The organism is Leptothrix ochracea, from assembly GCF_041083635.1.
GTDB lineage: Bacteria > Pseudomonadota > Gammaproteobacteria > Burkholderiales > Burkholderiaceae_C > Sphaerotilus > Sphaerotilus ochraceus.
The window spans coordinates 95,369-114,507 of the sequence record NZ_JBFPHB010000014.1; the positions used below are offsets into that span (position 1 = coordinate 95,369).

Sequence of the window (19,139 nt, forward strand, 5' to 3'; positions counted from 1 at the left end):
TGAAAAAGATGGACATCGTAGACGCCGAGTCCTGATCCTGATCAAAGTCGCCACCTCGATGACCCCTCCCAAGGCTATCAAAAACAAGTCCATTGGAGCAATCTGTGCAAAGCCTCCGTGCATGACATCACACGACCCAAGGAGAAAGATCATGCGTATCTCATGGCAAACGATGCTCTTGAACGAATGGCGCTTGCTGACGTTCCGATCCATGGCGGTGGACTGGCGACGAGAGGGCTCCGCTTATCTGGCGCTCGGGCTCGGGCTGACGGCCTTGGCTGGGGTGGGCCGATTTTGGGATCAGCCGCACGCCAGCCTCTGGCAACAACTGGGCGGGGTCTCGGTGGCCTATGTGTTCTTCATGGCCGGGCTGTTGTGGGCCTTGCTCTTACCGCTTCGGCCCACGCAAAGCTACCAACAGGTGCTGATTTTCGTCACCTTGACGGCCCCACCAGCGTTTCTGTACGCCATCCCATGGGCACACCTCGTGGCGACTGAAACCGCTCAAGCGGCCCAATCGTGGACCTTGCTGATCGTGGCCACATGGCGCGTGGCGCTGCTGGGCGTGTTTCTGCGCCGAGCCGTCAAGTTATCCACCCTCCAGTTGGGCGTCGCCTTGGTCTTGCCCTTGGTGCTTTTGATGGACAGCTTGTCCGCCCTGGGTGTGCTGCCTGCCGTGGTGGCGCAGATGAATGGTCATGGCAACAGTCCAACTCAGTTCATGCCCGGCCAACCCGCCGGCGACGTGTTGCTCGGCCTGACGTGGCTGGCCTACGCGCTGTCGGCCGTGGTGATACCGGCCTATGGACGGCTGATCTGGCTCAGCCGAGTCCGCACCACCAAGGGTTGAGAGAACATGGCAGCCTCTTTACGTATTGCCTTGATCGCCATGAGTGGCGTACGAGCCTGTGATCCTGAACTCATGGCCTTGGGGCTGACGCTGCCAGGCTTTGTCGAGCGCGGCAAGCTGATTGCCTCGCTGCCCAGCTTGGGCTTGCTGACCTTGGCAGGCTTGACGCCCAAACATCACCAGCAGCGCTACATCGAGGTCACCGCACTCGGCCCCAACGCTGGTGAGCAGACCTTGCTCGATTTGCCCACCGATGTGGATCTGGTCGCCATCTCCAGTCTGAGCGCACAGATCCACGACGCCTACCGGGTGGCCGAGCACTACATCCAGCAAGGCATCACCGTGGTGATGGGTGGCTTGCACGTCACCAGCGTGCCGCACGAGGCCATCGCGCGCGGCATCACCGCCGTGGTTGGCGAAGGTGAGCCTGTGTGGCTAGACCTCCTTAGCGACGCTGAACAGGGGCAGCTCAAGCCCCTTTACGACGCACGTGGCCGGTCCTTCGATTTGGCCCGAGCCCCCTTACCGGCGATTGAGCTGCTGGACCTGTCGCGCTACAACCGCCTCACGGTCCAGACCAGCCGAGGCTGTCCGTGGCAGTGCAGCTTCTGCGCCAGCTCCATTCTCCTGACACGGCACTACAAGCAAAAGCCGATCGAACGGGTTTTGGCCGAAGTGGACGCCATCTGTGCCCGCTGGCCCAACGCCTTCATCGAACTGGCCGACGACAACGCCTTTGTCAATGCGCGCTACTGGAAAGCCCTGCTACCAGCGCTGGCCGAAAGGCATGTGCGTTGGTTTGCTGAGAGTGACCTCTCGATCCACGAAGACCCAGAGCTGCTCGACTTGATGCGCCGCGCGGGCTGTGCGCAAGTGCTGATCGGCTTTGAAAGCCCCAACGCCGCAGGTCTGGCGGGCTTGGAGCTGCGCCGTGACTGGAAACGGCGACACGTTGACAGCTACCGCCAGGCGGTTCAAACCATCCAATCGCACGGCATCACGGTCAACGCTTGTTTTGTGATCGGCTTGGACGGTCAGGGACCGGAGATCTTTGATCAGGTACGGGCATTCGTGGCCGACGTAGCCCCTTATGACGTGCAGATCACCCTCCCCACCGCCTTCCCCGGTACCCCGTACTACCAGCAGATGCTGCAAGCAGGTCGATTGATTGAGCCCGAAGCGTGGGAGCGTTGCACGCTGTTTGATCTGAACGTCGAGCCCACCGAGATGAGCACCGACGAACTGCGCGCGGGCTTCAAGCGCTTGGTGGTCGATCTTTACAGCCAAGACGCCACCGATCAACGCCGACAAGCCTTCCGCCGCCAACGACAAACCGGCGGCGTCAGCCCCAAGGAGCAAGGATCATGAGTCCACGCGGATCGCATCATCTCTCCCATCATCTGTCCCGTCGTCTAGCCATCATCGCCTTGGTGCTGCTTGGCGGCGTCTTGATCGCCGGGTGGGCGTATCAGCGCGAGCTGCGGCGCATCTGGTTTGTGTTGCATGTTTTTGACGGCAGCGAGCAGGCCGAGCACTTCCGCCACATGGACCAGATCTTTCCGGTGCGGGTCTTTCATCGCAGCGGCCCGGAATCGGTGCTGCCGATCGGCCCAGCCTTGAACATGCCCAGCAGCTATGTGTTTGACGGCCAAAGCAAATCCACGACCAAGTTGTTGGAAGACACCGACACCACCGGCTTGCTGGTGATGAGGAACGGCCAGATCGTCCATGAGCACTACGGGCGCGGCAACGACGCCAGCAGCCACGCGATGTCATGGTCGGTGGGCAAGTCGGTGGTCTCGCTGCTGGTCGGCTTGGCGGTGCAAGACGGTTTGATCCAAAGCATCGACGACCCGCTGACTCGCTACGCTCCAGAGCTTGCTGGCACGGCGTATGAGGGCGTGAGCCTCAAGCAAGCCTTGCAGATGTCTTCGGGGGTGCGCTGGAGTGAGGACTACAGCAACAGCGATTCGGACGTGATGCGTTTTGGGCGCACCTTTGCCTTGGGCGGCTCGCTGGTGAACTTTGCCCGCACCCTGCCGCGTGAGCACGCGCCCGGCACCTTCAACCGCTACAACAGCTTGGACGTGCAGGTGCTGGGCTTGGCCCTGCGTCATGCCACCGTGCTACCGCTGGCCACCTACCTCGAAAAACGCCTGTGGTCGCGCATGGGCATGAGCGCTGACGGCGACTGGCTGCTGGACGACACCGGCACCGAATTTGCCGCCGGCGGCATCAACGTCACCTTGCGCGACTACGCCCGCATCGGCCAGCTCTGCTTGCAAAACGGTCGCTGGCAAGGCGAGCAACTGGTGCCAGCGGCGTGGATCGCGGCGTCGCATCATCCGGATGCCCCACACCTGCTGCCCGGCGCACGGGCCAACGCCGATTCGCCCTTTGGCTACGGCTATTTGTGGTGGGTGCCCGAGGCCGTGGATGGGCCCTACACGGCCATGGGGGTCTACAACCAATTTATCTACATTGATCCTGCCCACCAAGTGGTGATTGCCAAGACCTCGGCCAACCATCGTTACGGCACGACCAACGACGAAACGAGCTTTCGCGAGGCCGAAACCTTGGCCTTGTTCAAGGCCATCACCAGCGCGCTGGACTTACAAAGTTCAAGCAAGGCTGACTGACGTGAGAAAATCGCGGATTCGCAAGGAATCCACTCATGGACATCGAACGTATCAATGCAATCGGCACCCTGCTGACCGATTTGCGAGCGCGCACTGACGCGCTCAGGGGGTATCTTTGACTACGAACACAAGTCGAATCGGCTGAGTGAAGTCAACGCCGCGCTGGAAAATCCAGCCGTGTGGAACGATCCCAAACGCGCCCAAGAACTGGGTAAAGAAAAGCGCTCGCTGGAAGAAGTGGTCGGCACCATCGACCACCTCACCGGTCAGTTGGCCGACAACATCGAGCTGTACGAGATGACCAAGGCCGAGAGCGATTTCGATTCGCTCGAAGTCATTGAAGGCGAAGCCGCCACGCTGCGGGCGATGATCGAGAAGCTCGAATTCCGCCGCATGTTCTCGAACCCGGCCGATCCGATGAACTGCTTCGTCGATATCCAAGCCGGCGCCGGCGGCACCGAAGCCTGTGACTGGGCCAGCATGCTGTTGCGTCAGTACCTCAAGTACGCCGAACGCAAGGGCTTCACCGCCACGGTCGAAGACCTCACCGACGGTGACACCGCAGGCATCAAGAGCGCCACCATCAAGGTGGAAGGCGACTATGCCTTTGGTCATCTGCGCACCGAAACGGGCGTGCACCGCTTGGTGCGCAAGAGCCCGTTTGATTCCTCGGGCGGACGGCACACCTCGTTTGCGTCGCTCTTCGTTTACCCGGAAATCGATGATTCGATCGAGATCGACATCAATCCGTCCGATGTGCGTACCGACACGTTCCGCGCTTCGGGCGCGGGGGGTCAGCACATCAACAAGACCGATTCGGCCGTGCGCTTGACGCACATCCCGACCGGTATCGTCGTGCAGTGTCAAGACGGTCGCAGCCAACATAGCAACCGTGATGTGGCTTGGAAGCGCCTGCGTTCGCGCCTCTATGACTTTGAAATGCGCAAGCGCATGGAAGAGCAGCAGAAGCTTGAAGACACCAAAACCGATGTCGGCTGGGGCCATCAGATCCGCTCGTACGTGCTGGACAACAGCCGCATCAAGGATCTGCGCACCAACGTTGAAATCAGCGCCACGCAAAAAGTGCTGGACGGTGATCTCGACGCCTTCATTGAAGCCAGCCTCAAGCAGGGGCTTTAAGCCGTTCCCTGCCCTGCACCCCTTATTCGAGCATTCCGGAGCAAGCCAACCCATGCGTGAAGGCACTGAAACCCTGGTGCGGCGCGAGCTGTATAGCGCCCCTGCTTACTGGATCCGCAGCGTGGATCTGAGTTTTGACCTCGACCCGATCAAGACCTTGGTCATCAGTCGGATGCAGGTCGAACCCAACAGCGCGTTCGCCGGCCACCACGAGGCTTTGCGTCTCGACGGTGAAGACATCACCGTCACCCGGGTGCAGGTGAATGGTCAAAGCATCTCGTTCCGGCTTGAGAACGGCCAGCTGGTGCTGGAAAACCTGCCCAGCGAGCCCTTCCAGCTCGAAATTCGCAACACCTGCTCGCCCGAGAAGAACACCCGTCTGAACGGGCTCTACACCTCAGGCGGCGGGTTTTTCACACAGTGCGAGGCGCAGGGTTTCCGGCGCATCACCTTCTTCCTCGACCGCCCAGACGTGATGGCGACCTTCAAGGTCACCTTGCGCGCCAACAAGCAGAGCTACCCAGTGCTGCTGTCGAACGGCAACAAGGTAGAGTCGGGCGACTTGGACCACGGCCGGCATTACGCCGTCTGGGTCGATCCGCATCCGAAGCCGTGCTACTTGTTTGCCTTGGTGGCCGCCAACTTGGTCTGCCGCGAGCAGCGCGTGGTTTCACGCACGGGCAAGGATCATCTCTTGCAGGTCTACGTGCGCTCGGGCGACTTGGACAAGACCGAGCACGCCATGCAGTCGCTGGTGGCCGCGCTGATCTGGGACGAGGCCCGCTTTGGTTTGAGCCTGGATCTGGAACGCTTCATGATCGTCGCGGTGAGCGACTTCAACATGGGTGCGATGGAAAACAAGGGCCTGAACATCTTCAACACGAAGTTTGTTCTGGCCAACCCGGCCACCGCCACCGACGTGGACTTTGGCAACGTCGAAGCCGTGGTCGGCCACGAGTATTTCCACAACTGGACCGGCAACCGCGTCACCTGCCGCGACTGGTTCCAGTTGAGCCTGAAAGAAGGCCTGACGGTCTACCGCGACCAAGAGTTCACCCAAGACATGGCCGGCTCACCGTCGGCCCGTGCGGTCAAGCGCATTGAAGACGTGCGCCAGCTGCGCCAGATCCAGTTCGCTGAGGACGCCGGCCCGATGGCGCACCCGGTGCGTCCGGACAGCTACCAAGCGATCGACAATTTCTACACCTCGACCGTCTACGAAAAGGGTGCGGAAGTGGTGCGGATGATGGCCACGCTGGTGGGCCGCGCAGGCTTTGCACGCGGCATGACGCTCTACTTTGAGCGCTTTGACGGCCAAGCCGTGACCTGCGACGACTTTGCCCAAGCCATCAGCGATGCCAACCCCGACAGCGCCTTGGCCCCACGGCTGGAGGCCTTCAAGCGCTGGTATGCCCAATCAGGCACGCCGCGTGTGCAAGCCAGCGGGGAGTACGACGCTGACAACCGGCGCTACACCCTGACGCTCAGCCAGAGCTGCCCGGCCACGCCCGGCCAAAGCGAGAAGCAACCCTTCGTCATCCCGGTGGCCTTGGGCTTGCTGGACCGCGAAGGCCGTGCCTTGCCGATGCAGTTCGTCGGTGGCCCGCTTGCCAGCCCGACCGAGCGCTTGTTGGTGCTGGAAGAAGCCAGCCAGAGCTTCACCTTCATCAACCTTGACAGCGCACCGGTGCCTTCGCTGCTGCGCGGCTTCTCGGCCCCGGTGATCTTGCAAGCCCAGGCCAGCCAAGACGATCTGCTGACCTTGTTGCGCCATGACAGCGACGCCTTCAACCGCTGGGAAGCCGGCCAGCAACTCGGGCTGGAACGTCTGCTCGCGGCGGTGCAAGCGGATCAGAACGGCGAAGAACCCACCTTGGACGCGGCCTTCATCGACGCCATGCAAGCCCTGCTGCGCGACGAGAGCTTGGACGCAGCCTTCCGTGAACTGCTGCTGACCCTGCCGAGCGAAAGCTATGTGGCCGAGCGTTTGGTGGAGCGCGGCGTGGCGGTGGACCCACAAACGATCCACCGCGTGCGCGACGCCTTCCGTGCCCAGCTCGCCCAAGCCTTGCATGCCGACTGGGCGGCGGTGTGGGACAAGCACGCCCAAACCGGCGGCTACTCGCCTGACGCCATCTCCAGCGGTCGGCGCGCCTTGGCCAATCTGGCCTTGGCCAACTTGGTGCTCGACGCAGCTCGCAGCGGCGACACCGTTTGGCCGGGTCGCGCTTATCAGCGCTGCAAGGACGCCACCAACATGACCGACCGCTTGGGTGCTTTGAGCGCTTTGGTGCAGGCCCATGCTGAATTGGCTGAGCCGGCGCTGGCGCGTTTCCACGCCCAGTTCCGTGACGAAGCGCTGGTGATCGACAAGTGGTTCACCCTGCAAGCCACGGCCCCTGAGTCGAACGGCCGGGTTTTTGCCCGCGTCAAGGCTTTGGCGCAGCACCCCGATTTCTCGGTCAAGAACCCGAACCGGGCGCGCAGCTTGTTGATGGCGCTGGCGCAAAACCCAGCCGCCTTCCACCGCGCCGACGCCGCCGGCTACGTCTTCTGGGCCGAGAAGGTCATCGAGATCGACGCCATCAACCGTCAGCTCGCGGCCCGTTTGGCGCGGGGCTTGGACCGTTGGCGCACCTTGGCTGAGCCACAACGCGGCGCGGCCCAAGAAGCGCTGCAACGCGTGGCGGCCAAGCCCGATTTGTCGGCCGATGTGCGCGAGATCGTCTCGCGGGCTTTGGCTGCATAAGGCAAGCCCTGATTGAGTCAAGAAATCTCAATCTGACGTTTTTCTGACAAAAGCTGAGGGACAATGCCGAACCTTGTCCCTCCCCTTCTTTGCTGAAAGAGCTTTCATGACCCAGCACATCAGTCTGACCCGCTATCTCGTGGAACAGCAACGCGAGCACGGCAACATCCCGTCGCAGCTGCGTTTGCTGATCGAAGTGGTGGCGCGCGCTTGCAAGCGCATCGCCATTTCCGTCAACAAGGGCGCGCTGGGCGAAGTCCTCGGCAGCGCTGGGACAGAAAACGTTCAAGGCGAAGTGCAAAAGAAACTCGACGTCATCTCCAACGAGGTGCTGATCGAAGCCAACGAATGGGGCGGCCACTTGGCGGCCATGGCGTCGGAAGAAATGGATGACATCCACGTCGTGCCGAACCGTTACCCGCAAGGCGAATACCTGTTGCTGTTTGATCCTCTCGACGGCTCCAGCAACATCGACGTCAATGTCTCGATCGGCACGATTTTCTCGGTGCTGACCAAGCCCGAAGGCCAGATCGGCGTGAGCGATCAAGACTTCCTTCAAGCCGGTCAGCGCCAAGCCGCCGCCGGCTATTGCGTCTATGGTCCGCAAACCACCTTGGTGCTGACGGTGGGCTCAGGCGTGGTGATGTTCACCCTTGACCGCGAGCAAGGCACCTTCGTGCTGACGAACGACAACGTGCAGATCCCGGCTAACACCAAGGAATTTGCCGTCAACATGTCCAATCAGCGCCATTGGGCCGCGCCGGTGCAGCGCTACATCGGCGAATGCCTTGAAGGCAAGTCGGGAGCGCGCGGCAAGGACTTCAACATGCGCTGGGTCGGCAGCATGGTGGCCGACGTGCATCGCATCCTGTGCCGTGGCGGCGTGTTCCTCTACCCCTGGGACAGCCGTGAACCCACCAAGCCCGGCAAGCTGCGTTTGATGTACGAAGCCAACCCGATGGCCTTCTTGGTCGAACAAGCCGGCGGCATGGCCACCAACGGCCTTGAACGCATCATGGATCTGCAACCCACGCAACTCCACGAACGCGTCTCCGTGGTCCTCGGCTCCCGCAACGAAGTTCAAGTCGTGACCGATTACCACCGCAACGCCAGCTAAGGGCTTAAGAAAAGCTCTTTCTTGTTGCTATAATTGCGTTCTTCGCCGGTGTAGCTCAGTCGGTAGAGCAGCTCATTCGTAATGAGAAGGTCGAGGGTTCGATTCCTTTCTCCGGCACCAAATTCACGGGCCAGCTTCGCAAGAGGCTGGCCCGTTTGGTTTTTGTGGGTCAAAACATGCGTCTTGCTTCACTGTTGGGCTTTCACGGGTGGAGCGTTTCGTGCTTCCCCAGCATTTCGACGAACATCTGAATTCGCTTGGCGCGCGTCTCGGGCTTCTTGGCCGTCTGTATTCTGAACAACACCGCGTATCGATTCTGACCGTTCAACGTCGCAAAAAAGGCCTTCGCCTCAGCGTTGAGATTCAGGGCCGCCTGAAGATCGCTCGGCACGGTGGCGCTTTTGGCCGAATCGTAAGCATCCTTCCAGCGGCCGTCGTTCTTTGCGCGCTCGACTTCCTTGAACCCCGCAGCCTTCATGTCACCGCTTGCGATCAACGCGAGCGCCTTCTCACGGTTGATCTTCGACCAGATGCTCGTCCGTGTTCTTGGCGTGACCCGCTGCAACCAATGCTGTTCGCTCTCGCCTTTCTTCTGCCCATCGATCCATCCGTAGCACAGAGCCACGTCGATCGCTTGCGCATATGAGACCGACAAAGTCTTCGAGGACTTCTTCGCCAATCGCAGCCACACACCTGACGAAACGCCATGGTTCTCCGCCAGCCACACGGCCCAGGCCGCATCGCTCTCAAATGACAAAAGCGGCTCAGGGTCCGTGGTTGAGTTCATCGGAGGCCTCGCGAAAAGATGAACGCGGTTGTCGCATGCGATCTTTGAGCTTGTCAATGGTCTTGCTCGACACTGTTCAATCTCTGGCCTTGGGGGTGATCCACCTTGATTCCACAGGCAAAACCCGGTCGCTTGCCCCCAATCCACGCACACATTGAGGGCAGGATCGCTGCACTTGCCTCCATGCACGCTGTACTTGGGGGCGAGATCATCATGATCTGCGGGCAAAATGGCCGTGCTTGAGAACAAGCGCCGGCGACTTGGGGGCAAGCACGGAAACATCGGGGGCAATCTCCGCACACCTGCTGGGCAAGATTTGCCAGCAAGCCCCCAAGATTTTGCGGCTTGGGGGCACTGGGTCAGAGATTTGCCCTGTTGCACGGGTAGCTATGCGATGGTGGCTGTGGATTCAACAAGGCCGTTCATCGATGTGCAGTCTGTTCTCTGTGGCGGTGTTGGACCCAGTGCACCGATTTGATCGATTTATGGGGAAGTCCTTGTAGAGGGGTTAGGTCTGGGTTGGAGGGACACTCTTTTACCCTTTGTATTTTGCGAGAGCTAGGGCTGTGACGCTGGGAACCATGCCCATAAATAGCACTGCTGCCAAGAACACAGGCTTAGCTGGGATCGTGCCTAGGCGACACCAAAGCAAGAAGCCTGTGCATGCAAAAACAAGGACAGCGAATAGGCTTGAAGCTACCAAGGCGACTAACCGCAACCGCTGTAAATGTGGCTTGTGTAACGCCGCAATACTAAGAAGTGAGAGAGCCACCAGCACGGATGCTCCAAGACTTGCACGGCCAACGTTCTCCGCCTTGGACATTCCGAATAGCACGACTGCGATGTAGAGAAAATTTAGCGTTTGCGCTATTCGTGAGAACAAAATTTACTCCCGCCTGATGTTGGAAAAAGACCTAACGACGGGTTAGGTCGCTGCATCGAGCTTCACCTCAAGTGAGCGTTTCACCAGCGGCCACTCCGTGCCAATGACACTGAACATGACTGAGTCTCGAATACGACCATCACGCATCACCATATGACTGCGAAGTGTTCCTTCTTCTCGCGCACCAATGCGAGATATGGCATTGCGGGACTTTGTGTTTAAGACATCGGTCAGGAACTCAACGCGGTTGAAATCCCACTGCTCAAATGCGTGACGAAGCATCAAGTATTTTGCCTCTGTGTTGACGTAGGTTCTTTGCCAAGACTTGGCGATGAACGTGAAGCCAATTTCGACGCGCTTGTGTGGGATGTCAATGCAGCGGAACCGTGTGCTTCCAACGATTGACCCTGAGGTCATGTCAATGGTGACGAACGCAAGCTCTCTTTGGGCAAGAAAGGCAGTCTCGGCGTTGCTCAGGAATTGAGGCAGGTCTTGCGGATGAGGAACGATGGTGACTGGTACTTCCCATAACGCACCGTCAGTGATTGCCTCAGCGAGACCAGGCAGATGGCTCTGAGCGAGCGGCTCAAGCTTGACCTTCGTGCCGACGAGCGTTGTCTTTTCGAGCTTCACCTGTTCTCCCAATTTTTGTGCGACCTAACGTTTGACTTAAGCGGACCGCCGTAGGCGAGTCCCCTTGAAGGAAAGGTCAGGCGCCGCGCTGGAGCCCGAACTGCTACTTGACGAGAAACCCATAATCTGCCTCTTGTATCCTCTTCTGTAGGCATGAAGCGCCGCTGCGACATGCGAAAGCACTTGCACTTAGAAACTGGATATGGAGTTCACCTGCAGATACGAGGATGCCACGACCCGGTTGGGTGGCCAGATATGCAGACCAACCGCTCTGATTGCGCGCGAGCCATTCGTGCATTTGCGTGTAGCGTGGGTCGGGTGGCGAAATGCTCCAGCGCTTTGGCTCGCCGTCGCCAGAAATGATCGTGACTTCGAGCGCGCTGTTCGCCGGAAAGGCAAGTGGCGGCTCGGCGGAGCAGGCACCGCAAGCTAACGCAAGGACCGCAAGTGTGGACAGGGCAGGTTTGCTCATAGGCGCCTAACGTTCGAGTTAACCCCGCCTGCCGTAGCGCGTCGGGGGTTGAACGAGGGGTTGGGCCGCACCGATGGCGGTAAAGTTGTGTTGGCCGCTCGCAGGCATTTATGACTCTGGGTCGTACATGAATTGTCGAAGTTCCTGAGCGCACCAGCACCCAACCGCGATCTTTGCTGCCCATTGTTCAGCCTCTTTGCGTGTCTGTACTTTGAGCACACAGAAACCACCATTGAACTTACTCGTCTCCGGATATGTTCCAGGAGAAATCTTGCCTTCTCCCGTAACCAGGACCGACGGGATTGTTTCGTCTATTCCACCGCCAAACACATAAACGCCGGCAGCCTTTGCCTCACGAATCACGGCGCGAGCTGAATCTCCTACTGACGGGAAGTCGTCATCGGAAATGTGACTCATGGCAGAACTGGGAAACGAGATGAGGTAGTGGTTCATTCTGGGATTGACGTATTCACACTGCGTTACGAAAAAACTCATTGGGTCCTGCGCGACCTAACGTGGAGCCAACCGGCAGCCGCACTGCCACGGTCGAAGCGAAGGACGGCGGTGTTCGGCTGTCCGGTGAGCGCAGTGTTAGAACTCATAGATCTGGCATGGTGTAGAGCAGCTTGCCGAGTTGGACCTGCTCGGGCACTGGCGCGTGGTTCGATAAACCAAGGCTGATATCGATTCCGGACAAGTACCCGTTGGCGTCAGTGAAGAAAATTACGTCCACCGGCTCCTGAGTATTTGTCTCGAACGCCGCTTCAAAGGAAGGCAAAGGACCGATTCTGTCAAAGAGCGGGTGGAGCGAGGAGTCAGGCTCAACTTTGCACTCAAAAGAATTGCACCCGCAGTCGCACAGAGAAGTGATTCTTGCCCGTGAAAAGTGCTCTCGAAGGTTGGATCCGAACGGAAGCTCGGTGCGGTTTGCAAGAACGGCAACCCAAGCACGAGCGGTCAGTTCAGTGTTGGCCATGAGTTCTAACGTTGGCGCTCCGCTTGAGCGAGGGGGTAGGCCGCACTGTATGCGTGCCACAGACTATGGCGCGGCTGAATGCTCGTGGGCGGAATGAGACTCTCGGCGGAACCAGTTTTACCGGCGGGAAAACGCTCGGGCCTGAAGTGGCATAGGAAGAGCGGATAGTCATGGAGGAATTGTTCATGGACCTCGCCCCTTCTTCGTTGGAAGAAGGTCTTCTGGCAGGCGCTTCTTGGGCTTTGCGGAGGGCAGGATTTCATCGACTTCCGAGTTGAGCAACGCTGACAGTTCTTCCGGGAGAAGCCGCTTCATGAGTTCCTCTGCTTCGCGCGAATAGCCTCGATCATTTGGCTCGGTGCCGCGCTGTGCCTTCCTGTAGGGTTAGGTTCCGGCTTTGAGCGAAGCGAACGCATTTGTGACCTTTCTTGCCATTGCCTCTGTATCGTCACCCCACATAGGTAGGTACATGACCAGCAATCCATTGCGTTGCGGATGCATTAAGTTTGGACCACGCTGCATAAATTGCAGGTGTGCTTCTGCTGCTACCTCCGTAGGGCATTGTTCAAACGAGACAGGCAACGGAAAACCGTCAATTTGGAACGCAGCGGCAGCGACAACTTCGGAGTGCCGAAAGCCATGCTTTACAGCATAGATGTGCCCCTTCAAACCAGAGTCATTGAATTGACGCGCCAACGCGAGCATTTGCTCTGTGGGTTGGTCAATCGGCCGAAGGAAACTGCGATAGACCCACTCACCTGCCCATAAGGCAAGCACAATGGCAAAGGCAACAATTGCAATGCGCATAAGAAACCTAACGTAGAGGTGACCGGCGCTGCGCGGCTTTATCGCGCAGCGTCCAGCAACCGAAGGGAGCGAGGTTGAGCGCCGGGTTAGGACTCATGGCGAGATACGCCGAAGCGGACCCATGCAAGCGTTAAAGGACGGCTCTTGGCACATGACCATTTCGCTTTTCGTGGGGTTGAAAAAAATATAGTTGGTCGCCGAGTCACCAACGGGCGTTCCGCCCGGCTCGCCATCGCAGCCAGTGCGACCATTGCTTTTGGTCACTACATCCGTCATGCGATAGAACCCATTCAAATCGGGCTTGTCGCCAATAGTAAATCGGCTCTCGCCTATCTCTTCGCCACTAGTCACTATGGAAGTATTGTCTGGGCGGTAGTCGTACACCTCTGTACAGTTGTTCTTTGCATAGGTCCATGCCCACTTTCCATACAACGGATGCTGCGCCGTTGAATCAGTGACGTTCGCAATGGCGGACGTTGCCATAGAAGAGATGAGAAAAGCTGCAACGGTTATCTTCATGATGTGAGAGTCATAACGTTTGAATTCAGCGGCCGCCGAAGGCGGTCCGCTGGAATGATGGGTTGGGCCACATTTTGCGACCGAGAAGGATTACGCACAGCCCCAGCAATAGCACGACACTACCATCTGCATATTTGTTGCCGAGTGCATAGTATTTTGATTCATCGAATTCCAACGACGTCCTATCTATCCATGAGGCGTAATATTCGAACCATTCACCTCGCCAGTAAACCAACAAGTAGGATCCATCTGTAGGTTTACCGAATTCTTTGATGGCCTCGTCTGGAAAGGACTTAAATTCAATCCACATGCCGTTAGGGCTGCTGTATGGTGTTGATGGATGACCTGACGCCCAGTTCTCAAATTCTTGTTTAGAAGGCAAGCGCCCATTCGTCTCCTTGAATGTAGAGACGTAATGCGAGGCAAGGCGAAACGATTGTTCTATCTGCTTGTTGTGTTCAATGGTCTTTGAAGCCAAGCTTGGTCCGAACGTATATAACAGACCAAAAATTAGCGAGAGTGCACCAACGAAGAATGCTATGCACGCGGAGACGATGCGAACGATCTTCATGTGGCCTGCCGTTGGCGCTCCGCTTGAGCGAGGGGTTAGGCCGCAATCGCGTACGCTTGCGCGACATTGCGTTGTACTGCCACTTGATACGCACCAATTTTAAGATGACCCCAGGCTTCTGAGTTCCAGTCTTCGCACAGAGTCAAGATGATGTGGAAGTCTTCAAACTCGCCGACTAGAACGGCTTGCAGTTTGGAAACCAGTTCAGAGCTAAATGACTTCTTGAGAATAGAGACTCCGCGGCAGCGATCATCGTTCCAGTCCCAGTTCTGCATTTGGATTGGGTCGGTGCCTTCTTCAGGACCTACCTCTTCTTCGAGAAGCATCTTGATCTTCTGAGCGGCACGAAGATCAAGACGTTCTTCTTCCTCTGCCCTGTCTTTCGGCGTGTGTCGCAAGCGCTGCGTTTCATCGCAGTACTTCCAGAATGCATCCGCATCCCTGAGCAGCAGGACGTTCTTGGACTGGCGGAGGAACTGGAACATGTGGACTTTGCGGCCTAACGTTTGACTTAAGCGGCTGGCCAAAGGCCAGTCCGCTTGAAGGAAGGGTTAGGCAGCACTGGAGTTGACGCCCGACTATGCGTATGGTTCAAGGTCTTGAGCTCTCGGTACTTGCCACGGATCATGACCGTCGACTGAGTAGAACTCCAGCTGTGACAAGAGCCCGTTCCTTTCGAGGAGTACGGCAGCAACTATGCCATCGGATTCGTCTCTTCCGGCGTATGTGGTCAGGTCTTGTTCCTGAATTTGAGGCTCATGCTTCAAGAAGAAGACTGTCGGGCACTGACAGCAACCACAGCGCCCTACGACTCGCAGATTAGCTACTTGCCGCTGGAATCGTGGCTCAAGCCGCTCGAGCAACTTCTCTACGACTTTACGTTCAACTTCCGTCAAAGCTCTAGCTGGCGTTTCCGTGAAGAAGGGGAAGGAGGGGCTGTTGAAGTGCATTGGTTGAAGTGCGAGAACTGGGAGCGTTTGTGCTGCCTGCCGTAGCGGGTCGGCTTGAGCGACTGGTTAGGCCTCACCGGCGACTCTCAGGGCTTGAAACCCATGAAGACCTCAGGCTTGGAGCATGGCGAAGTGCATGACCAGCCCCAGAACGTGCCAAGCCTGACATTGGCCTCAGCGCGAATGAAGTTCGTGGTCTGGCTGCGACCGCGCGCGTCTACAACAACCAATGTGTAGGCATCTGCGACCTGTTGCGCCTTGGCGCCGAGCTCGGCGGCCAATGCAGCATTGGCTGATTCAGCCTCTTGCGGTGAGAGTTGACGGAACTCAAGTGTCTTGAAGTAGTTCTCGTGACCTGATTCCTGAAGGTTTCCATCACTCGGCTGTGACCAGATACGAACAAAGCGATTCGTACGAGGGTTGTGCCAGACCCATCCCTTCGCGGCGCTGACGACGTGACCGAACCTCGTGCAACTGAACGTTGCCCATTGCGCGAGCTGTGCCGGAAGCTCAGTGCGCGCGTCCGCAGGCGCTGAGCTACACGGTATAGAGATTGAATCAAACGACTCACGAGGTTGGGCTGAGGCTGCTCCGGCGAGAGAGCCAAGGGTTGCAATGGCTATAAGGAGTGCGCGCATGGTTTTGTGTGAGGCCTAACGTTTGAATTCAGCGGCCGCCGAAGGCGGTCCGCTGGAATGATTGGTTAGCCGCCACGGGAGTAACAATGTCCAGCAATTTTTGAAATTCTGATCCATCAAATTTTTGCTCGTATTGACCAGAATTGTTGAAGACCACGACTTTGCTCACCGGCAGGATATTGACTACCGAGTTGATCTCGTGGGCTGAGGAAACATGAACTAGGATTGCTGGCGCATACGAGACATAGCTAGCAGACCAACCCGATTGATGCTGCTTGAACCATGACGAGAGTGCATTGCGTTGAGATTCGTTGAGTGCCCACGATTGAATGAGACCGCCCCTTGAATAGCTTTCAACGGACGCGGACTTCAATTCCGGAAGCTCAAACGAACAAGCAGAAGCCGCAATTGCAGCGACAAACGCGATGGCTGTTCGTGGCGCGATGTTCATGGCGGCTAACGTAGAGGTGACCGGCGCTGCGCGGCTTTATCGCGCAGTGTCCAGCGACCGAAGGGAGCGAGGTCGACCGCCATGTTAGGTCTAGTTGACAGCAAAGATGACAGCATCGCCTCGCTCTGCCGCCTGTTGATAGAACTTCACGAGCTTCCTGTAGAACGTGAGTACATAGTCAAGCGCTTCCTTTCCCTCCCGAATCCAGATTACGGAAGGATAGATTTCTGAACGCTCCAAGGCTTTTGGTTCGTAACGGGCAGCGAGTCGTTCGGGCGTCTCCGTGGTAAGCAGAGCCGCTATCGCTTTGACTTCAGTTGGTGTTAAGAGCTGTGCTTGTCCGTAACCTTGATCCGGGCCAAACGACTCGCCGCCAAAGATCACTTTCGAAGCCAAAGTAGCTGTAGCCGTTGAACTTCCTGTGAGTAGGTAATGAATTCCATGCCAAGCCTTATCGAGGTAGACAGACCTGTCTTCGGGCGCACTGTCGAACGTCACTTCAAAGAAATCGTTGTCTGACTTCAAGCGCTGGATTTGGTTTGGATCGACCGCAACTGCGGACCAGACCAAGCTGGCATTGGCCGATGAAAGGCCAAACATAAAGATGACGATGGCGAGTAGCTGACGGATGAGCATGCTAGACCTAACGCCGAGGTAAGCGGCGCCGGAGCACCGAAGGTGCGCAGGGCACCAAACAAGGGCCATGAAAATGGCGAAGCCATGGCCCTTGTTGGCGTTCGCTTGACCGCCCGGTTAGGCTGGGGCACTAAGGCACATAGGTGTGCAAGAACTTAGTTGGGGGTTGTCCGTTCCGAATAACCTTTTCGCTTTAGCGCCTGAAGCAACCATTTGTTCGCGTACATCCCACGAATGACCATGTATGCAGCCTGAAATGCGATCATTAGGAGAAGACTATTTGTTCCTGCTGCTAGCTGTGAGTTAAAGGCTACAAGTGCGAGCGAAAAAAGGAACAAGAAGAGGGCAAGATTCCACGCACGGTGATATGCAGCCCACACGAATCCGAAAAGCGCGGCCGGCAAGTTAAACCCAGATTTCACGCCTTTAAGCTTTCCATCTCTCCGAGCCAGAACCACTGCATACGGTAAGAGATATGGGCAGCCACAGTCCTGGCAGCGTGTGGCTTGCGAACTGTTGTCGGTGTTGCAGCTTTGGCAGTAAAGCATGATCAATCGCGAATGAATGAGATTTTGCTCGGTAGTGGTGGTGGCTCTAGCCGCCCCTAGCGAATGATATACGTCGTAGCTAGAAGTGGCCTAACGATGCGGTTAAGCCGGTTGCCGGAGGCAATCCGGCTTGAATAGCGTGTTAGAGCGCAAGCTGTGCCCCCGATGCTCACAAACGATTTCGCGCAACTCGGGCCCACTCAGGTTCACCAGCGTCTTCATCACGCCGAGTTGGGTAGTACTGCTTCTTGTGCGATAGCTCATAGAAGAGTGTTCCATGTATACCTTGTACGTCCGACTTTCGAATTCGCCGGGACCATATGTTGTTGAAGGCTTCGTCGAGCTTCCTCTTTGGCCCGCGAGTCATTACTTCATCGATGAATGCCACGTCTTCGCCCGTTGGAAATATGAGCGCAAACTCATCGTCAGTGGCTGCAAAAATGTCGTAGACGCAATTATCTGCGCCGTCGATGATTTGGATATTTTTCATGCGATCTAACGTTTGAGCTAACCGGCACGCAGAGGCAGGACGCCGCTGGGCCAGAATGAAATGAGGCCTAGCGGGGGCATGCTGTTGCGGGTCCGGTTGAGCGAGTGGTTAAGCAGCATGGAATGCACGCTCCGCAATTTGCTGCGCACGCGCAATCGAAATTCCATGTACTTGATCGATCACCAAGGCGTCGTCTTCATGCTCGCCCTTGTGCAGCACTACCTTCGGGCGCTGCCCACCAATCTGCACGACTACATCGGCCGGGCGTGAATTCTCATACGGGTACGCTGGAATCGCATTGCAAACCCAGCCAAAAAACCCATCGCCTTCGACAGGCGAATCGTAGGTTTGCACATAGCGAGTGAAGCTCTTTTCGCTCGCCGATACCCACACGCCCCACAGGAACGGCTCCTCAACGCCATGGATGGGAACCTCCAAAACGGCGCGAATGAAATAGTCCGTGCCTTCATCGTGGGTGATGGTGCAGAAGTCACTGCTGATCTTGCCCATTGCAGAGCGCTGCTCTTCGGAGAGGCAAGCGTACTGATCAGGCATTCGATACCCAATGCTCGGAGATCCCTCATGGATCTCACCGCAGCAGGTGCATTTAAAGGCGAATATGGCGGCCATGGTGGATGGTGCGGCTTAACGTTTGACTTAAGCGGACCGCTGTAGGCGGGTCCGCTTGAAGGAAGGGTTAGGCGGCATTCTGCCCATGCGCGCCTTTGAGTGCTCTCGCCACAGCTTGAGGGTCCCGGTCGGTGACCGGGATGAGGGAAAAGCCGTTCGGTTGCATTGGTTCCTCTCTGAAGTACCCGAGCCCTGAGAGTTTCGGATCTTCCGGCCACTCGCCCAAGTAGGTAGCGAACTCAAGAAATGACAGGTAGCCCTTCTCAACGTAGAGAAGGATGGCAACTCCATTCTCGACGCCGTCAACTTCGGCATTCACGTCTCCGAAGATCATTTCAGAGGGGGCCACTTCTGGCAGTGATTCCGGAACGGCGAAGTCTGTGTATGCGCCCACGCCAGTGTGTTTGCGTGAAGCGACCGTTGCTGCGGCAGCTTGTTCTCGCAAGATGGCGAGCGGCTTCTCGCTGCCGCGTAGGAACGCCTCAAGTATTCGCGCTTCGAAAGATGTGAGTTGGATCACTTGCCGCCTAACGTTTGAATTCAGCGGACCAGCCAGCGTTGCTGGCGCAGGTCCGTTGCAATGAGTGGTTATGCCTTCCCATGCCGACCATTTCGAAGTGCAAGTCGGCATAGCAGGCCGGCTTGCCCTAGAG

At 57.5% G+C, this 19,139-nt stretch carries 20 protein-coding genes and 1 tRNA gene; 7 read left to right on the forward strand and 14 right to left on the reverse strand.

Annotated elements, in window-relative coordinates:
• Positions 1 to 151 precede the first annotated feature (151 nt).
• The 7 genes from AB3X39_RS06570 to AB3X39_RS06600 all read left to right on the forward strand — a co-directional run bounded on the left by AB3X39_RS06570 (position 152) and on the right by AB3X39_RS06600 (position 8,615).
• A complete protein-coding gene (locus AB3X39_RS06570) occupies positions 152 to 850 on the forward strand; it encodes a hypothetical protein (RefSeq protein WP_369416556.1) in 699 nt (232 codons plus the stop codon).
• Between the two features lie 6 nt (positions 851 to 856).
• Entirely contained in the window at positions 857 to 2,218 is a 1,362-nt protein-coding gene (locus tag AB3X39_RS06575) for a B12-binding domain-containing radical SAM protein (protein WP_369416557.1), read from the forward strand.
• Positions 2,215 to 3,489, forward strand: a complete 1,275-nt coding sequence (locus tag AB3X39_RS06580) for a serine hydrolase domain-containing protein (protein WP_369416558.1) — start codon at positions 2,215 to 2,217, stop codon at positions 3,487 to 3,489. The genes AB3X39_RS06575 and AB3X39_RS06580 overlap by 4 nt, the downstream gene beginning before the upstream one ends.
• 35 nt (positions 3,490 to 3,524) lie before the next feature.
• Positions 3,525 to 4,629 (forward strand): peptide chain release factor 2 gene (gene prfB, locus AB3X39_RS06585; RefSeq protein WP_369416559.1). Its coding sequence is split into 2 segments (ribosomal slippage): positions 3,525 to 3,605 and positions 3,607 to 4,629, totalling 1,104 coding nucleotides; the frame shifts between segments, so codons are not numbered across the junction.
• A 52-nt stretch (positions 4,630 to 4,681) separates the two neighbouring features.
• Positions 4,682 to 7,378, forward strand: coding sequence for an aminopeptidase N (gene pepN / locus AB3X39_RS06590; RefSeq protein WP_369416560.1), 2,697 nt, complete (start codon positions 4,682 to 4,684; stop codon positions 7,376 to 7,378).
• A gap of 106 nt (positions 7,379 to 7,484) precedes the next feature.
• The gene (locus AB3X39_RS06595; RefSeq protein WP_369416561.1) at positions 7,485 to 8,495 is read left to right on the forward strand and encodes a class 1 fructose-bisphosphatase; all 1,011 of its coding nucleotides are present in this window, start codon (positions 7,485 to 7,487) and stop codon (positions 8,493 to 8,495) included.
• A gap of 44 nt (positions 8,496 to 8,539) precedes the next feature.
• Positions 8,540 to 8,615 (forward strand) — tRNA-Thr (locus AB3X39_RS06600).
• Positions 8,616 to 8,697: 82 nt separating this feature from the next.
• On the opposite strand, the gene AB3X39_RS06605 is transcribed toward AB3X39_RS06600, so the two are convergent.
• The 14 genes from AB3X39_RS06605 to AB3X39_RS06670 all read right to left on the reverse strand — a co-directional run.
• On the reverse strand, positions 8,698 to 9,282 hold the full coding sequence (locus AB3X39_RS06605; protein WP_369416562.1) for a YdeI/OmpD-associated family protein: 585 nt from the start codon (positions 9,280 to 9,282) through the stop codon (positions 8,698 to 8,700).
• 925 nt (positions 9,283 to 10,207) lie between these two features.
• The gene (locus AB3X39_RS06610; protein ID WP_369416563.1) at positions 10,208 to 10,798 is read right to left on the reverse strand and encodes a GNAT family N-acetyltransferase; all 591 of its coding nucleotides are present in this window, start codon (positions 10,796 to 10,798) and stop codon (positions 10,208 to 10,210) included.
• Between the two features lie 580 nt (positions 10,799 to 11,378).
• On the reverse strand, positions 11,379 to 11,687 hold the full coding sequence (locus AB3X39_RS06615; protein ID WP_369416564.1) for a YciI family protein: 309 nt from the start codon (positions 11,685 to 11,687) through the stop codon (positions 11,379 to 11,381).
• 181 nt (positions 11,688 to 11,868) lie between these two features.
• The gene (locus tag AB3X39_RS06620) at positions 11,869 to 12,246 is read right to left on the reverse strand and encodes a hypothetical protein (protein WP_369416565.1); all 378 of its coding nucleotides are present in this window, start codon (positions 12,244 to 12,246) and stop codon (positions 11,869 to 11,871) included.
• A gap of 384 nt (positions 12,247 to 12,630) precedes the next feature.
• Positions 12,631 to 13,053, reverse strand: a complete 423-nt coding sequence (locus AB3X39_RS06625) for a hypothetical protein (protein ID WP_369416566.1) — start codon at positions 13,051 to 13,053, stop codon at positions 12,631 to 12,633.
• Between the two features lie 93 nt (positions 13,054 to 13,146).
• Positions 13,147 to 13,572: a hypothetical protein gene (locus AB3X39_RS06630; RefSeq protein WP_369416567.1), complete on the reverse strand. Its 426-nt coding sequence runs from the start codon at positions 13,570 to 13,572 to the stop codon at positions 13,147 to 13,149.
• Positions 13,573 to 13,597: 25 nt separating this feature from the next.
• Positions 13,598 to 14,143 (reverse strand): hypothetical protein, encoded by a 546-nt coding sequence (locus AB3X39_RS06635; protein WP_369416568.1) that lies wholly within the window; start codon positions 14,141 to 14,143, stop codon positions 13,598 to 13,600.
• Between the two features lie 35 nt (positions 14,144 to 14,178).
• On the reverse strand, positions 14,179 to 14,628 hold the full coding sequence (locus AB3X39_RS06640) for a hypothetical protein (protein ID WP_369416569.1): 450 nt from the start codon (positions 14,626 to 14,628) through the stop codon (positions 14,179 to 14,181).
• A 1,131-nt stretch (positions 14,629 to 15,759) separates the two neighbouring features.
• Positions 15,760 to 16,182, reverse strand: a complete 423-nt coding sequence (locus AB3X39_RS06645) for a hypothetical protein (protein WP_369416570.1) — start codon at positions 16,180 to 16,182, stop codon at positions 15,760 to 15,762.
• A 90-nt stretch (positions 16,183 to 16,272) separates the two neighbouring features.
• On the reverse strand, positions 16,273 to 16,818 hold the full coding sequence (locus AB3X39_RS06650) for a YfbM family protein (RefSeq protein WP_369416571.1): 546 nt from the start codon (positions 16,816 to 16,818) through the stop codon (positions 16,273 to 16,275).
• 155 nt (positions 16,819 to 16,973) lie between these two features.
• On the reverse strand, positions 16,974 to 17,366 hold the full coding sequence (locus AB3X39_RS06655; RefSeq protein ID WP_369416572.1) for a DUF2628 domain-containing protein: 393 nt from the start codon (positions 17,364 to 17,366) through the stop codon (positions 16,974 to 16,976).
• 169 nt (positions 17,367 to 17,535) lie between these two features.
• The gene (locus AB3X39_RS06660; protein ID WP_369416573.1) at positions 17,536 to 17,856 is read right to left on the reverse strand and encodes a hypothetical protein; all 321 of its coding nucleotides are present in this window, start codon (positions 17,854 to 17,856) and stop codon (positions 17,536 to 17,538) included.
• A gap of 108 nt (positions 17,857 to 17,964) precedes the next feature.
• On the reverse strand, positions 17,965 to 18,486 hold the full coding sequence (locus AB3X39_RS06665; RefSeq protein ID WP_369416574.1) for a DUF2199 domain-containing protein: 522 nt from the start codon (positions 18,484 to 18,486) through the stop codon (positions 17,965 to 17,967).
• Positions 18,487 to 18,553: 67 nt separating this feature from the next.
• Positions 18,554 to 19,139: hypothetical protein (locus AB3X39_RS06670; RefSeq protein WP_369416575.1), on the reverse strand; the 586-nt coding region annotated here is incomplete at its 5' end.